At 63.9% G+C, this 16,045-nt stretch carries 13 protein-coding genes; 8 read left to right on the forward strand and 5 right to left on the reverse strand.

Annotated features, from left to right (window positions below; genetic code table 11):
• Positions 1-26: 26 nt before the first annotated feature.
• Complete coding sequence (locus tag D1227_RS06965) at positions 27-1,274, reverse strand: aspartate kinase (RefSeq protein WP_119374470.1); 1,248 nt, start codon at positions 1,272-1,274, stop codon at positions 27-29.
• A gap of 126 nt (positions 1,275-1,400) precedes the next feature.
• On the opposite strand from D1227_RS06965, the gene ubiG reads away from it, so the two are divergent.
• Together ubiG and D1227_RS06975 are read left to right on the forward strand one after the other, a co-directional pair.
• On the forward strand, positions 1,401-2,153 hold the full coding sequence (gene ubiG / locus D1227_RS06970; RefSeq protein ID WP_233349642.1) for a bifunctional 2-polyprenyl-6-hydroxyphenol methylase/3-demethylubiquinol 3-O-methyltransferase UbiG: 753 nt from the start codon (positions 1,401-1,403) through the stop codon (positions 2,151-2,153).
• A gap of 7 nt (positions 2,154-2,160) precedes the next feature.
• Complete coding sequence (locus D1227_RS06975) at positions 2,161-2,766, forward strand: DUF924 family protein (protein ID WP_119404343.1); 606 nt, start codon at positions 2,161-2,163, stop codon at positions 2,764-2,766.
• On the opposite strand, the gene D1227_RS06980 is transcribed toward D1227_RS06975, so the two are convergent.
• Complete coding sequence (locus D1227_RS06980; RefSeq protein WP_158586592.1) at positions 2,740-4,521, reverse strand: bifunctional helix-turn-helix transcriptional regulator/alpha/beta hydrolase; 1,782 nt, start codon at positions 4,519-4,521, stop codon at positions 2,740-2,742. The genes D1227_RS06975 and D1227_RS06980 overlap by 27 nt on opposite strands.
• A 266-nt stretch (positions 4,522-4,787) precedes the next feature.
• Between D1227_RS06980 and D1227_RS06985 the strand changes: the two genes are divergently transcribed.
• Positions 4,788-6,044, forward strand: coding sequence for a multidrug effflux MFS transporter (locus tag D1227_RS06985; RefSeq protein ID WP_233349644.1), 1,257 nt, complete (start codon positions 4,788-4,790; stop codon positions 6,042-6,044).
• Positions 6,045-6,053: 9 nt separating this feature from the next.
• On the opposite strand, the gene rimK is transcribed toward D1227_RS06985, so the two are convergent.
• Positions 6,054-7,427 carry a 30S ribosomal protein S6--L-glutamate ligase gene (gene rimK, locus D1227_RS06990; protein ID WP_119404345.1) on the reverse strand — a complete coding sequence of 458 codons (1,374 nt, stop codon included), beginning with the start codon at positions 7,425-7,427 and terminating at the stop codon, positions 6,054-6,056.
• Between the two features lie 138 nt (positions 7,428-7,565).
• Between rimK and mltF the strand changes: the two genes are divergently transcribed.
• A complete protein-coding gene (mltF, locus tag D1227_RS06995; protein WP_119404346.1) occupies positions 7,566-8,948 on the forward strand; it encodes a membrane-bound lytic murein transglycosylase MltF in 1,383 nt (460 codons plus the stop codon).
• 167 nt (positions 8,949-9,115) lie between these two features.
• On the opposite strand, the gene D1227_RS07000 is transcribed toward mltF, so the two are convergent.
• On the reverse strand, positions 9,116-11,104 hold the full coding sequence (locus D1227_RS07000) for a protein meaA (protein ID WP_119404347.1): 1,989 nt from the start codon (positions 11,102-11,104) through the stop codon (positions 9,116-9,118).
• Between the two features lie 187 nt (positions 11,105-11,291).
• On the opposite strand from D1227_RS07000, the gene D1227_RS07005 reads away from it, so the two are divergent.
• A complete protein-coding gene (locus D1227_RS07005) occupies positions 11,292-11,576 on the forward strand; it encodes a SemiSWEET transporter (RefSeq protein WP_119374462.1) in 285 nt (94 codons plus the stop codon).
• Here the strand turns inward: D1227_RS07005 and D1227_RS07010 are convergent.
• Positions 11,545-12,450 (reverse strand): aminotransferase class IV, encoded by a 906-nt coding sequence (locus tag D1227_RS07010; protein WP_119404348.1) that lies wholly within the window; start codon positions 12,448-12,450, stop codon positions 11,545-11,547. The genes D1227_RS07005 and D1227_RS07010 overlap by 32 nt on opposite strands.
• 148 nt (positions 12,451-12,598) lie before the next feature.
• On the opposite strand from D1227_RS07010, the gene ccrA reads away from it, so the two are divergent.
• The 3 genes from ccrA to D1227_RS07025 all read left to right on the forward strand — a co-directional run bounded on the left by ccrA (position 12,599) and on the right by D1227_RS07025 (position 15,937).
• Positions 12,599-13,870, forward strand: a complete 1,272-nt coding sequence (gene ccrA / locus D1227_RS07015) for a crotonyl-CoA carboxylase/reductase (protein ID WP_119404349.1) — start codon at positions 12,599-12,601, stop codon at positions 13,868-13,870.
• 80 nt (positions 13,871-13,950) lie between these two features.
• Complete coding sequence (locus D1227_RS07020) at positions 13,951-14,352, forward strand: hypothetical protein (protein ID WP_119404350.1); 402 nt, start codon at positions 13,951-13,953, stop codon at positions 14,350-14,352.
• 94 nt (positions 14,353-14,446) lie between these two features.
• Positions 14,447-15,937, forward strand: a complete 1,491-nt coding sequence (locus D1227_RS07025) for a M20 family peptidase (RefSeq protein WP_233349648.1) — start codon at positions 14,447-14,449, stop codon at positions 15,935-15,937.
• The last annotated feature ends 108 nt before the right edge of the window (positions 15,938-16,045 follow it).

The raw sequence follows: 16,045 nt of genomic DNA on the forward strand, positions 1-16,045 counted from the left end.
TCGATGCCCGCAATTGGCCGGTCAGCCTATACGGCGTCAAGCCCGAATGCGGTGTGAAGGGCGCGAACGGCCAGTTCCGTATAGGCCGCATCGATCAGGACCGAAATCTTGATTTCAGAGGTCGAGATCACGTCGATATTGATGCCCTTCTTGTAGAGCGCATCGAACATCGTGCCGGCAACGCCGGTATGGCTCTTCATGCCGACACCGATCACCGAAACCTTGGCCACATCGCGCGAGACGGTGAGGCTCTCGAAACCGATATCCGCCTTGTGAGCGAGCAGGAGCTGCTCGGCTTTTGCGCTGTCACCGCTGGTGCAGGTGAACACCATGTTGGCGCGCTCCGGCCCGCGGGCATTGGCCTGGACGATCATGTCAACGTTGACGCCCGCCTCGGCCAGCATCGAGAAGATGCGCGCCGAAACGCCGGGCTTGTCTTCGACCCCGTACAGCGTCACCTTCGCCTCGTCGCGTGAATAGGTCACCCCGTTGACGACTTGCTTTTCCACGATCTCATCCTCACTGCAGACATAGGTGCCCTGATTGGTCTCGCCGGGCGCGGCGAAGCTTGAGAGCACACGAACCCTGACCTGATGGTTCATGGCCATTTCGACAGACCGCGTCTGGAGGACCTTTGCCCCCAGCGAAGCCATTTCGAGCATTTCTTCATAAGAGACTTTTTCCAGCCGGCGCGCCTGCGGCACGATCCGCGGATCGGTCGTGTAGACGCCGTCGACGTCGGTGTAGATATCGCAGCTGTCGGCGCCCAGCGCCGCGGCCACGGCCACCGCGCTCGTATCCGAACCGCCCCGGCCGAGCGTTGAGACGCGGCCTTCGTCCGTCACGCCCTGGAAACCGGCGATCACGGCGATCTCGCCGCTGTCGACAGCATCCTGCAGGCCGGAATTCTCGAACCCCATGATGCGGGCACTGCCATGCGCGGCGCTGGTTTTCATCGCCAGCTGCCAGCCGAGCCAGCTGCGCGCCTTCAGGCCGCGCTTGCGCAGCGCCAGGGCGAGAAGGCCGCTGGTGACCTGTTCACCGGAGGAGACGACGACGTCATATTCATCGTCGAAATCGGGGCCAGTCACCGTCTCGCCGGCGGCCCCGCGGGCAAAGCCAACAAGCTTGTTGGTCTCGCCCGCCATGGCCGAAACGATCACGGCGAGATGCTCGCCCCGCTCCGCGCGCCAGGCGACAATGTCAGCCACGTGCGCGATGCGGTCGAGGTCTGCGACCGATGTTCCACCGAATTTTAGGACCGTGCGCTGCATTGCCTCGCTGCCAAGCCTTCCCATTTAAAGCATCAGAGAATTCGCGCGCCTCTTTAAGCGGGTCGCGGCGTTTGCGCAAACAGGTTTGCTAAAGATATGGAAAAAATAGCAGAGAACCGGCAAAATATGCCCCAAACCCCCAGCATTGATCCGGAGGAAGTGGCGAAATTTTCCGCCATGGCCGCCGAATGGTGGGACCCGAAGGGCAAATTCGCGCCGCTGCACAAGTTCAACCCGGTCCGGCTCGGCTTCATCCGCGACACGGCCTGCCTGCATTTCGGCCTCGATGAGCGCGCTCGCAAACCCCTCAAAGGGATCCGCATCCTCGACATTGGCTGCGGCGGCGGCCTTGTCAGCGAGCCGATGGCCCGCCTCGGCGCCGATGTCACGGGTGTCGATGCCAGCGAGCAGAACATCAAGACCGCGATGACCCATGCCGAGGAGGCCGGGGTCAGCGTCGATTACCGTGTCGGTACGGCTGAGGCCCTGCTCGAAGATGGCACCGCGCCCTTCAACATCGTCCTGAACCTCGAAGTCGTCGAGCATGTCGCCGACCCGGCGGGCTTCCTGCGCGACACGGCCGCGCTGGTCCGGCCCGGCGGCCTGATGATCGCCTCAACGCTGAACCGGACACCGAAGGCGTTCGCCCTCGCCATTGTCGGCGCGGAATATGTCCTGCGCTGGCTGCCGCCCGGCACGCACGACTTCTCGAAATTCCTGACGCCGAAGGAAGTCGCCGGGCCACTGGAAGAGGCCGGTCTTTTGCCGGAACCTCCACAGGGCATCAGTTACAATCCTGTCACCGGCCAATGGCGCCTGTCCTCAGATGACAAGGTCAACTATATGCTGGTTGCCAAGAGACCCGCAGAAGTAGAATAGTCCCGCCATGACCGTGACTCCCGAAACCGTTCTCGACTTCTGGCTCGGCGACCATCCCAGCCAGCCGGCCGTGCTTGAGACCAAGCAGAAATTGTGGTTCCAGAAGAGCTTCGAGACCGACCGGACCATCGCCGACACCTTCGTCACGACGCTGGCCGACCTCGCCGCAGGCGAGGCCAAGACCTGGGCGAAGAAAGGGGCGCGCAGCCGGCTCGCCGCGATCATCGTGCTGGACCAGTTCAGCCGGAACATCTTTCGCGGCCATCGTTTTTCCTTCACCCACGATCCGATGGCGAAAAACCTCACCCTGACCGGCCTTGCCTTCAATGAAGACCGGGAGCTGAGCGAGGTCGAGCGGGTCTTCTTCTATCTGCCGCTCGAACACTCCGAATCGCTGGACGACCAGAAAATGTCGGTGAAACTGTTCGAGGAACTCGCCCGCGAGGCCCGGCCGGCCTTCAAGGATTTCTGCGAAACAACGCTCGACTATGCCCGCAAGCACCTTGAGGTGATCGAACGGTTCGGGCGTTTCCCGCACCGCAACGCCGTTCTGCGCCGCCCCTCCACGCGCGAGGAACAGGCCTATCTAAGCGAGCCCGGCGCCGGTTTTTGATTTCGCCGACGCCAATGGTTCGGAGTCGCGCCAGATCTTCTCCATCTCGGAAATTACATTCGGCCAGTGGCTGTAGAGCAGGTACTGGCCGGCATCGGGGATCTCGATCAGCTCCACATTGGGCACCGTATCGGCAAACAGCCTGAACATCTCCGGCGTGAAGACATTGTCCTTCAGCCCATGAATGATCCGGAACGGGCAGCGCACGCGCCGGGCAATGTCGCGGCGGTCGGTCAGCGCCAGGCGGATCTCGGCGATCAGGCCGTGCGCCCCCTGCTGGACAGTATGGCGTAACCCATCGAAGAGGACGTCCCGGACTTCCGGACGGCGCGCAATACGCTGTTCGAGCGGGGAATCCCGGTGCAGCGTCTTCAGCACGAACTCCTCCCGGCCGGTATCGATAAAGGCGACGGTGGCGCGCGCAATGAAACCGATGGCCGATGGCGCACGCAGCAGCGTCGTGACCATGATCCTGTGGTGCCAGGGCATTCCGCTTTCCATGCCCTCTTCCCAGCTTGTCTCGCCGCCAATCGACAGCAAGGCCCGGGTGCGCTCCGGCCGGCGGGCGGCAAAGTCCTGCGCGTGGATCATGCCATTGGCATGTGCTGCGACGAGGACGGTCGGGATTTCCAGCCGGTTCAGCAGCTGCTCGCAGGAATCGGCCGTCGCTTCGATACGCTGTTCCGGCGTTGCAGCGGCCACGCGCTCCGACAGGCCGAAGCCCGGCCGCGATGGCGCGATGACCCGCCAGCCCTGCCGGGCCAGCGCCTCGATGGCCTGCTCGGTCCAGCGCGGCGCAAAATAGATATTGTGAAAGAACAGGACCGGGCGGCCAGCCGGGTCACCCATTTCCAGCCAGGCGAAGCGCCGCCCGTCCGACAGCGTCATCGTGTGCTGCGACAGCCAGCGGTCGATGTCGCGGCGCGCCGGCGACTGGCGGGCAATGGCGCTGACCGCATTCATCGTCGCGCCGAACCCGGTCAGGATGCGCACCGCATCGGTGGTCGTCGCCACGTCCAGCTTGGCCAGCACCGCGCGGATCTGGCTGCGGACTGTCGCCATGCTCGCCTTTCGCGCCCTTGCAATCGTTTCAGGCGTCTCGCCACGCCCGAGGCGGAAGGCGACGTCGAGTTCGGCCGATGACAGGCCGTATGTTTCGGCCAGCTTGTCAGCAACGCCAGCGTGCAGGTGGACCTCGACCGCGGCAAGCAGCACAGCATCCTCGCTCGAGGTGCCGGGCCCCGCACTGAGGCTGATCCGCGTCGCGAGCAATCGCGTATTGACCGCCTCGCCGCCCACGACGGCAGGCAGCAGCAGGAAGGGCCCGCGTTCGGACGGACCGGTGTTCGGGGTCATCCAGCTGCGCAGCCTGGCCACAGCGGCGGCATCCAGCGACAGGTCGTCCAGCGTCTCCGGCGTCCGCCCGCCGAGCAGGTCGATGCAGGCTTCATTGCAGTTCAGAACGTCGCCATCGGGCTTCAGGATGACGGCCGGGCCCGGCATCTGGCTGGCGATCATGCGGGCCGATTCATCGCGCGCCTCGACGCGGCCCATCCGGTCGAGGATGGCGAGCGCGCGCTGGAAGTGGGCATTCACCTGATCGGCCCGGAAAGCATCGTCACTCTCGGTTTCGGGCAGATTGTCGATGTAATCGGACCAGGCTGCCAGAAGCGCTTCGTAGCGCTCCGGATTCAGTGTCGTCGCATAGGTTTCGTCGACTACGCGATCTGTTTCAGGAATCTTTGTACCGTGCACAGAGTTGTTCTCCGGACTCACCCGTTTTCTGGAATGGATCAGCGTTGCCACGCAAAAACGTGACAAACCCTGCCCCCTTTCATCAAATTTGATGATGCGGGCTTCGGCAACTAAAGGCAATAACAGTGTCGATAACTGATTGCTGTGTGAGGGGTCGTGCGCGGAAAACGGGCGGAGCTGGATTTTATTCAGCTTCGCCCGTTGCCGTTTCTGCCCCATGGCCCCAGATACGCGCTCGTCTGAAATCCAGTTACCGGGGGGCGATCATGCTGAAAACGCAAGACTTGCCCCGCCGGGGAGCCGTCGCCCGGCCCGTGCTGCCGCTACCGCTCTGGGAATTTGTCGGCATGATCGCCGCCATGATGGCACTGAACGCGCTGGCGATCGACACGATGCTGCCGGCGCTTCACAACATTGCGACGACCTACTCCCTCCAGCACGAGAATGACCAGCAGCTCGTCATTTTCGCCTATGTCCTCGGCTTCGGTGCGCCGCAGCTCGTCTTCGGCCCGATCTCGGACCGGTTCGGGCGCAAGGGAGTGGCGCTGTTCTGCATCGCGGCCTACTCGATCGCGGGCTTCGCCTGCATGCTGTCCTGGACGTTCGACCTGCTCCTGTTCACGCGGTTCCTGCAGGGCATCGCCGCTTCGGGCATCCGCGTGGTGGCGGTGTCGATCGTGCGCGATCTCATGGAAGGCCGCGCGATGGCGCGCATCATGTCGCTGGTCATGACGGTCTTCATGATCGTGCCGATCCTCGCCCCCGCCGTCGGACAGGGCGTGATGCTGCTTGCGCCCTGGCAATGGACATTCGGCATACTGAGCCTGGCCGGCATCGGCTGCGGCACCTGGATCGCGCTGCGCCTGCCGGAAACGCTGAAGCCGGAAGACCGCCAGCCCCTGAACGTCGCGCAGACCTTCCGGGGCTACAAGCGGGTCGTGACCACACCCGTCACGATTGGATACATGGGCGCCAGCGGCGTCATCTTCGGCGCGCTGTTTTCCTATGTGGCCTCCTCCGAGCAGGTGTTCCGCGAAGTGTTCAACAAGACCGACACCTTCGTGCTGTGGTTTGCCGGGATCGCCGGCGCGCTGTCGGTCTCGAACTTCATGAACTCGCGCATCGTCGAACGTTTCGGCATGCGCCGCGTCAGCCATACGGTGCTGATCGGCTTCATCCTGCTGTCCATCCTCAATGCGGTCCTGATGGCAACGATGGGCGAGCGGCTGGAGATTTTCTATCCGCTCTTCGCCCTGACCTTTGCCTGCTTCGGGATGATGGGCGCGAACTTCTCCGCCTTGGGCATGGAGCCGCTCGGCCGGATCGCGGGAACAGCCAGCGCCGCCTACGGCTTCATGACGACGACGGTGGCGAGTTTCTTCGGCTGGATGGTGGCGAGCCGCTTTGATGGGTCCGTCGTGCCGATCCTGGAAGGCTATGTCGGGCTCGGGATCGCGTCGCTGGTGATCGTCCTGATCACAGAGCGCGGCAAGCTGTTCGGCACGCGTGAAGACGAAGCCTAGGCGCCGCGCCTAGCGTTTGCGCCCGAGGGTGCGGGTGCGCTGTTCGATCAAGCGGATGACCTTTCCGGCGACATCGGTTTCGGTCGCCGCCTCGATCCCCTCGAGGCCGGGGGAGGAATTCACTTCGAGCACGACCGGGCCCTTGTTCGACTGCAGGATATCGACACCGGCAATGTTGAGGCCGAGCCGTTTGGCAGCGGCAACGGCTGTCCGCTTCTCGGCCGGCGACAGGGTGATCGCCGTGGCCTTGCCGCCGCGATGGAGGTTGGAGCGAAACTCGCCATCCTGGGCCTGGCGCTTCATCGCCGCCACGACCCTCCCGCCGATGACGAGGCAGCGCACGTCGGCGCCGGCGGCTTCCTTGACGAATTCCTGCACCAGGAAGTTCGCATCGAGGCCGCGGAACGCGTCGACCAGGCTCTCGGCGGCCTTCTTCGTCTCGGCGAGGACGACGCCGCGCCCCTGCGTCGATTCCAGCAGCTTCAGGACCACGGGGCCGGAGCCGGCCAGGCCGACCAGGTCCTTGGTATCCTTCGGCGAATGGGCGAAGGCCGTCACCGGCATGGCGATCCCGGCCTGAGACAGCAACTGGTGGGCCAGCAGCTTGTCGCGCGAGGCGCCGATGGCTTCCGGCGGGTTCAGGCACCAGGCGCCCGTGCCCTGGAACTGGCGCAGCACGGCCATGCCATAGCTTGTCATCGAGGCGCCGATACGCGGAATGACAGCATCGTAGAAGGGCAGCGTCTTGCCGTCATAATGGACTTCCGGCGCCCGTGCCTCGATCTTCATGTAGCAGCGCGACGTGTTGATCGCATCGATGACATGCCCGCGCGCGCGGGCCGCTTCCAGCAGGCGCTTCGATGAATAATTGTCCGGCTCGCGCGTCAGCAGCGCGATACGCAGCGGCCGCGTCGACGGCTTCGGCGGCTTGATTTCCTTGTAGAGGTCATAGCTGAGCTTTGGCTGCAGGAAGGACCGGTCCGGGCTGACCACCGTATTCTCGCCAAAGGCCGATCGCCCGAGCAGCATGCGGTAGGACATGGTCTCGCGATTGGTCAGCGTGATCTCGATCGTGCGGCGCACGCCCCCGATCTGCATTTCCGTCGCGATGACATAGCGAAGCTCGGTCTGCCCGTTCGAACTGGTAATGTCGCGCCGGTCGACGACCGGGGCCGTGCAGATGACTTCCAGTTTCGGGCGGTCCGGATCCGGCTGGATCAGGAAGCGGACCTTGGGACTGTCCGGGGTGCCGAATGTCTCGATGACTTCGGCATGCAGGGCCGAGGTGCGCGCACCCGTATCCACCTTTGCCTTGATCGCGGGAAGCCCCAGCGCCGGCAGCGCGAGCCACTCTTCCCAACCGAGTTCAAGCACGTCAGACATCGCCCATTCCCCTGACTGTCACAGGCGCTGTCTTCGGGGAGTGCGATGCAGCATGCAAGGGGTTTCAGCCGCACTTCCGCCGTCTTTCTGAACGTTTCTGTTAATTGAACATTTGCGAATACGACCCATTGTTAACGTATGGCTAAGACTTTCAGGACCGGACTCGCAGCCGGTGCGCTTGTCCTCGCATATCTAGGGCTGGCCCAGTGCCGCTCGCCGCAGGACGCTGCGATAGTTACAGGATCCACGACAGTGGAAAGCGTCCGCGAGGGCGGCCGGCTGGTTGTGCTCACGCTGAAGGGGCCGACCACTTTCCGCGACATCGGCGATGGCGGATTCGGCTATGAAGTCGACATGGTGGAGGCCTTTGCCGAGCAATTGGGCGTCACCCCGCGCTATGTCGTGATGAAGGATATCGACGCCCTGCTCACCGCCATCGAGAAGGGTCAGGGCCACATTGGCGCCGCTGGCCTGACCATCACCGATGCGCGCGGCGAGCGGGTGCAGTTCGGCCCTGCCTACAGGAATGTCAGCGAAAGCGTGGTCTGCCATCAGGGCGGACCAGCGCCGACAACGCTGGACGCGCTGTCGGAGGTGAACCTGACCGTGCTGGCCGGATCGTCCTATGTCGAAACGCTGACGCGGCTCAAGAAAGACCACCCGCAGCTCAAATGGACCGAGCGCAAGGCAGGGTCCGCCATGCCGATGCTGATTGACGTGGCCGAGAGCAAACTCGACTGCACCATCGCCGACAGCCATGTCGCCGAATATGCACGCCGCCTTCATCCCGGCCTTGTCATGCCGATGTCGCTCAGCCAGGACCAGCCGCTCGGCTGGATCTACAACAGCAAGCTGGGCGGCATGGATGAGACGCTGTCGACCTGGTTCAGCGCGGCCCACGCCAGCGGCTTCCTGGAAACGCTGGACGAGCGCTGGTTCGGCCATCTCGATGATTTCGACTATGTCGAGGTTCTGCGCTTCGTCGAGCGCGTCGAGGACCGCCTGCCCGAATACCGCACCTATTTCGAAACCGCCGCGCAGGAAACCGCCTTCGACTGGCACCTGCTCGCCGCCCAGGCCTATCAGGAATCGCATTGGGACCCGGACGCCGTCAGCCCGACGGGCGTACGCGGCATCATGATGCTGACCCTGCCGACGGCGAAGGAACTGGGCGTGAAGGACCGCACCGATCCGGCCCAGAGCGTGGAGGGCGGCGCGCGCTACCTGCAGCGCCTGTATGACCGCCTGCCCGATGGCATCGAGGGCGAGGACCGGACCTGGTTTGCGCTGGCCGCCTACAATATCGGCATGGGCCATATCTACGACGCCCGGCGTCTGGCCGAGCGGCGCGGCCTCGACAAGAATAGCTGGGACGATCTGGAAAAGGTCCTGCCGCTGCTCTCGAAGAAGCAGTTCTATTCAACCCTCCGGCACGGCTATGCCCGCGGTTACGAGCCGGTGCGCTATGTCCGCAAGGTTCGCGACTATTACAACATGCTGCGGGCGAACGTGCCGGTTTAGTCAGAGGCGCTGGCCCCACCCCGACCCTCCCCAGAGGAGTCGGGGTTGTGTCGCATTCAGGTGAAACATCGCGTAGCCCGCATGGGGAGCGCCGTCGAACCACGGGCTGGCTTAGGAACGGTGATGTGAGCCCCCCCTCAGGGGAGTCGGGGTGGGGCCCTAAGCCCTCACACCTTCTCCAGCCACGCTGCTTCGACGACATCGACAACATCGCCCATGATGTCGGTGATCATGAAGTCCTTCGGCGTGTAGACGCGGCGCACACCCATCTGTTTCAGCGCGCGCTCATCCTCCGGCGGGATGATGCCGCCGACGACCAGCGGCACGTTGTCCAGCCCCGCCTTGCGCATTTCGGCGATGGTGTCGCGGACAAGATCGAGATGGCTGCCCGACAGGATGGAGAGGCCGACGACATGCGCGTCTGCCTCTTTTGCCTGGGCCACGATCTCCGCCGGGGTGAAGCGGATGCCTTCATAGACCACGCTCATGCCGCAGGCGCGCGCCCGGCTGGCGATCTGCTCGGCGCCATTGGAGTGGCCATCGAGGCCCGGCTTGCCGAGGACATAGGTGAGCTGGCGGCCAAGGGCTTCCGAGACGGCCTCGACACGCTTTTTCGTCGCTTCGATATCCTCATCGCCCTGGGAATCGACGGTGAGCGCCACGCCGGTCGGGCCGCGATACTCGCCGAACACCTCGCGCAGGGCCGCGCCCCATTCACCGGTCGTGACGCCGGCTTTCGCCGCAGCGATCGATGGCTCCATGATGTTCTCGCCTGACTCGGCAGCCCGTTTCAGGGCGGCGAGGGCCGCCTCGGCGGCAGCGTTGTCGCGGGACGAACGCCAGTCGCGCAGCGCGCGGACCTGCTCGGCCTCGACCAGCGGATCGACGGTTTCGATGGTCTTCTCCCCGGCACTGAGCGGGCTGTCGGCGGATTCGAGGTAGCGGTTCACGCCGACCACGGTCTGCGTGCCATTCTCGATGCCCCGGATGCGCTCGACATGGGCGCCGACCAGGCTTTCCTTCATGTATTCGACCGATGCGACCGCGCCGCCCTTGCCGTCGATCATCGACAGCTCCGCGCGCGCGCCCGCCTTCAGCTCCTCGGTCTTGGCGTCGACGACATGGCTGCCATCGAACAGGTCTTCATATTCAAGAAGATCGGTCTCGTAGGCGAGGATCTGCTGCAGGCGCAGCGACCATTGCTGGTCCCAGGGGCGCGGCAGGCCCATCGCCTCGTTCCAGGCCGGCAGCTGAAGCGCGCGGCAGCGCGCCCGCTTCGACAGGGTGACGGCGAGCGCCTCGAGCAGGATGCGGTAGACATTGTTCTCCGGCTGCTGCTCGGTCAGCCCCAGTGAGTTGACCTGCACGCCATAGCGGAAACGCAGCGCCTTGTCGTCGGTGACGCCATAGCGCTCCCGGCCGATCTCTTCCCAGAGGTCGACAAAGGCGCGCATCTTGCAAAGTTCCGTTACGAAACGCACGCCCGCATTCACGAAGAAGGAAATCCGGCCGAAGACGGTTGGAAAGTCTTCTTCTGGAACCTGCTTGCCCTCCTTGACCGCATCCAGAACCGCACAGGCCGTCGCCAGCGCATAGGCCAGCTCCTGCTGCGGCGTCGCGCCGGCTTCCTGCAGGTGATAGGAGCAGACATTCAACGGGTTCCATTTCGGCACTTCTGTATAGCACCAGCTCACCATGTCCGCGATAAGCCGCATGCTCGGCGCCGGCGGGAAGACATAGGTGCCGCGCGAGAGGTATTCCTTGATGATGTCGTTCTGCGTCGTGCCGCGCAGCTTCTTGCGGTCGTCGCCGCGCTCATCGGCCAGCGCGACATAGAGCGCCAGCAGCCAGGCCGCCGGGGCGTTGATCGTCATGGAGGTGTTCATCTCCTCCAGCGGCAGGCCGTCGAACAGGGTCCGCATGTCACCGAGATGGCTGACCGGCACGCCGACCTTGCCAACCTCGCCCTTGGCGAGGACGTGGTCACTGTCAAAGGCCGTCTGGGTCGGCAGGTCGAAAGCGATCGAGAGGCCCGTCTGCCCGCGCGCGAGGTTGCTGCGATACAGCGCATTCGACTTCTCGGCGGTCGAATGGCCGGCATAGGTCCTGAATATCCAGGGCCTGTCGGGATCGTGTTGATAGGTCCTCTCGGTCATGCCTCGTCCTCCGTTTCTTTTATTGCGGCGCAACATGACCTGAACATTGCCCAAGGGCAAGTTGCCCCGAACGTCACCCCGGTTTCATCGCTGCTATGCAATCTTCACGTGATGTCTCCCGTGACGCAGGCGCCGGATTCAGGTAGAAGACAAGGCTCTCTCACTGGCTTTATCGAGACCTCCGAACATGGCTGACACGATCGGCTCCATTGCCGCCATCCTGACGACGCTGTCCTTCCTACCGCAGGCCATCATGGTCCTGCGCACACGCAATACCGACAGCCTGTCGCTGACCATGTATGCCATGTTCACGGCCGGCGTGACCTGCTGGCTGGTCTACGGGCTGATGATCCAGAGCATGCCGGTGATCGTCGCCAACCTGGTCACGGTCTGCCTGGCGGCCCTGATCCTCTCCATGAAGATCGCAAATACGGTTGCGCTTAGCCGTGCGGCCCGGCTGAGGCTTCGGTAACCCAGGGCGCGTGCATGCCGAGATTGGCGCCGATAGCCCTGTAATAGAGCGCCTGCACACGCCGCGTAATGGGGCCGGGCTGGCCGGTTCCCACCGGTGCCCCATCAAGCGAGACCACCGGCAGGACCATTGATGTCGCCGCTGTCGTGAAGATTTCCCGCGCATTGCGGATCTCATCCAGCGAGACGGCGCGCTCCTCGACAGCCAAACCGCTTTCGGCGAGCCGCGCGAGCACAGACTGCCGGGTGATGCCGGGCAGGATCTGGTAGCCGAGATTGCGCGTGACCAGCGTGCCCTCGGCGGTGACGACCCACAGATTGGCGGAGGCCGCCTCTGTGACATAACCGTCCTCGAACAGGATGGCAGAGGTCGCGCCGGCGCGGGCGGCATCGCGATAGGCCAGCGCCTGGGAGACAAGCTGCGTGGTCTTGAAGTCGCGCCGCTTCCAGCGCTGATCCTCGACAAGAATGGCCGCAACGCCGTCGCGCGCCTTTTCACCGATGAGCTGGCGCGCCTCGCAGAACATGAAAACCGTCGGCACGAGCGTCTCCGGCCCGGCAAAGTCACGCGCGCCATAGGCGCCGCCCGAAACCTGGAAGTAGACAAAGCCTTCCGTCAGCCGATTGCGCCGGATGAGCTCCTTGTGAATGTATTCGAGCTGCTCGTCGGACCAGTCTGTGATGATGTCGATCCCGGTCAGGGTGCGTTGCAGACGGGCAACATGTCCTTCGAAATCGATCAGCTTGCCATCGAACACGGCGGTGACTTCATATGCTGCATGCGCGAAGAGAAACCCCCTGTCGAAAGGCGATATCACGGCCTCTTCCGCGCGACAGATCCGCCCGTTCAGGTATATCCATTCACTTGGCCCCATACCCATATCCCCCTACACGCCATGTTGCGCCGCAACAAATAAGTCTTGCCTTGTTGCAATGATTTAGTCAGTGTTTCGCCAAATTGGAGGCATGTGAAGCAGGAGGAACAATCTTGCGCACATGAATTGAAATCGGAGGCCCGAGAGAATGAATACCGCGACAATCGCTCGTGAGAAGAAAGATATTTACGAACTGGGCGAGATTCCGCCCGAGTTCCATGTTCCAAAACTGATGCATGCCTGGGCGATCCGGCGCGAGCGCCATGGCCGTCCGTCGACCGCCATGCAGATCGAGCAGGTGCCGGTCCCGGAGATCGATTCCGACGAAGTGCTGGTCCTCGTCATGGCCGCCGGCGTCAATTACAACGGCATCTGGGCTGGCCTCGGCGAGCCGATTTCGCCCTTTGACGTCCACAAGGCCGAGTATCACATCGCCGGGTCCGACGCGTCTGGCATCGTCTGGGCCGTGGGCCGCAAGGTCACCCGCGTGAAGCCGGGCGACGAGGTCGTCATCCACTGTAACCAGGACGATGGCGACGATGAGGAGTGCAATGGCGGCGACCCGATGTTCTCCCCGTCGCAGCGCATCTGGGGCTATGAGACACCGGATGGCAGCTTCGCGCAGTTCTGCCGCGTGCAGGCGCGCCAGTGCATGCCGCGTCCGAAACACCTCACCTGGGAAGAGAGCGCCTGCTACACGCTGACGCTCGCCACCGCCTACCGCATGCTGTTCGGCCACCGCCCGCACATTGTGAAGCCGGGCAACAACGTGCTTGTCTGGGGCGCGTCCGGCGGTCTCGGCAGCTTCGGCGTGCAGCTCTGCGCGGTCACCGGCGCCCACGCCATCGGCGTCGTTTCGGACAATGACAAGTTCGATTTCGTCTACTCGATGGGCGCCAAGGGCGTGATCAACCGCAAGGACTTTAATTGCTGGGGCCAGCTGCCCAAGGTCAACGGCCCGGAATTCGGCGAATACATGCGCGAATCCCGCAAGTTCGGCAAAGCCATCTGGGACATCACCGGCAAGAAAGACGTCGATATCGTCTTCGAGCACCCCGGCGAGAGCACCTTCCCGGTCTCCGTCTTCGTGGTGAAGCGCGGCGGCATGGTCGTCATCTGCGCGGGCACGACAGGCTTCAACCTGACCATGGATGCCCGCTTCCTCTGGATGCGCCAGAAACGCGTGCAGGGCTCGCACTTTGCCAACCTCATGCAGGCCTCGGCGGCGAACCAGCTGGTCATCGACCGGCGGATCGACCCGTGCATGTCGGAAGTCTTCCCCTGGGCGGACATCCCGGCGGCGCACGAGAAGATGCTCGACAACAAGCACCTGCCCGGCAACATGGCCGTGCTCGTCACGTCGCCGAAGCCGGGCCTTCGCACGGTCGAGGATGTCCTCGCCGTCTCCGGTCAGGCCTAGTTGCTGGGCCGGTCACGTTCCGGTCACGAATCTGGTACACTCTCTTCCTGCCGGCGCTGGGCCGGCGGGGAGACGTGCTCATGAAACACCTGACTCTGGCCCTCGCTGCCACGTGCGTGGCCGGCCTGCCTGCCACCGCGCAATCGCAGGGGACACTGTCCTATACCTGCAATCTCGACGGCGTCGCCGGGCAGCTGGTCGCGCAGTATGAAGTGGTCGGCGGGAGCGGCATCACGCAGGGCCCGACCGGCGATATCACGGGCGTCATCGGCACCGGCGACTCCACCATCTATTATCAGGGCCAGCTGACGTCCCCCATGGCGAGCTATACCTTCACCGGGGAAAACCAGTTTGCCGATTTCACGGACATGGCGAGCTATGCCCAGTTCCGCGTCCAGATGATCGCTGAGGGCAACCAGCTGACGCTGATTGCCAACCCCTTCGGCCCCGGCCCGACACAGTATCTCTGCCAGGCCAACTGAGCCGTCAAAGCTGACGCTTGCGTCACCCTCTTGCCCTTAGCGTTCTGCCGCCGCAAAGTGCGCGCAAATGAGAGCCGCATGAGGGAGGGCCGGTTTGAAACAGATCCTGCTGGGAATTGGGGGCCTGCTGGCCATATTGCTGGTCATCCTGCTGAGCCGAACGTTCATGTATGGCGGCCAGCCGGACTCGATCCAGCAGATTGAGCTGCCAGATCCGCCCGCCGTGTCTGCCGAGACCGCCGCCCAGCACCTGTCCGAAGCCATCCAGATGCGCACCATCACGGTCGCGCCCGGCGATCCGCGCCCCGGCCAGGAAGGTCCGTGGCTGGAGCTGCATGACTGGCTGGAGACGACCTATCCGGCCTTCCATGCGGCTGCCGGCAAGGAAATCGTTCCCGGCGGACTGACCCTGCTCTACACTTGGGAAGGCTCTGACCCTTCCCTGAAGCCGATCCTGCTGATGGCGCACCAGGACGTCGTGCCGGTGAATATCGGCACCGAAGGCGACTGGGATGCCCCGCCCTTCTCCGGCGCGATCCAGGACGGCTACGTCTATGGCCGCGGCGCGATTGACGACAAGGGCTCGCTGGTCGGCATCATGGAGGCGCTCGACGCGCTGGCGCGCGATGGCTTCCAGCCAAAGCGGACCATTCTCGTCCAGCTCGGCCATGATGAGGAAGTGTCCGGCTCCGGCGCCGAAGCGGGGATCGCCCTGCTCAAATCGCGCGGTGTCGAGCCTGTCATGGCGCTCGACGAGGGCTTCATGGTGCTTGAGGACAATCCGCTGACGGGCGGCACGCTCGGCTTTATCGGCATCGCCGAGAAGGGCTATCTCACCCTGCGGGTGACCGCGAAAGGCGAAGGCGGGCACTCCTCCATGCCACCGCGGGACAGCGCCACCGTGCGCCTGTCACGGGCCCTGATCGCGCTCGACGAACACCAGATGGAGGCCAATCTCAGCACGCCGCCCATCTCCGACATGATGCAGATCGTGTCGCTGGAAATGGGCTTTACCGCGCGCCTCGCCATGGCCAATCAGTGGCTGCTGGGCGGGGTGCTGGAAAGCCAGTTCGCGGCCACTCCGGCGGGCAATGCCATGATCCGCACGACGACCGCGCCAACCATGCTGGCCGGCTCGGCAAAGGAGAATGTCCTTGCCCAGCGCGCCACGGCGATCGTCAATTTCCGCATCCATCCGAACAATACGCCCGAGGACGTGATCCAGCATGTGCGGGACGTGACCAGCGATATCGAAGGCATCGAGGTCGGCTTGCTGGAAGACGGGATCGGCAGCGAAGCCTCACCGGTCAGCGCCATCGACAATCGCGCCTATGGCGTGCTGAACGCCGTGGCCAAGGACGTGTCCGGCGGCGCGGCCGTGACCCCTGCCCTCGTGCTCGGCGCGACCGATGCGCGCTATGCCTCGGCCATTACCCAGGACGTTTATCGCTTCATGCCCTCGATCATGAGCCTTGAGGATTCGCGCGGCTTCCACGGCACGAATGAACGGCTCAGCGTCGAGAATATGGGCCGGCTGGCGCGCGGCTATGGCCAGATCGTGCTGGCCATGGATGAGGGCGACTAGACGCTCGCCCCACCCCGACCCTCCCCAGCGGGGAGGGGGTTGTGTCGCATTTTGGTGAAACATCGGGTAGCCCGCATGGTGAGCGCCCCCTCCCCGCTGGGAAGGGTC

Origin of the sequence: Henriciella mobilis, from assembly GCF_003576315.1 — a bacterium.
GTDB classification, from domain to species: domain Bacteria; phylum Pseudomonadota; class Alphaproteobacteria; order Caulobacterales; family Hyphomonadaceae; genus Henriciella; species Henriciella mobilis.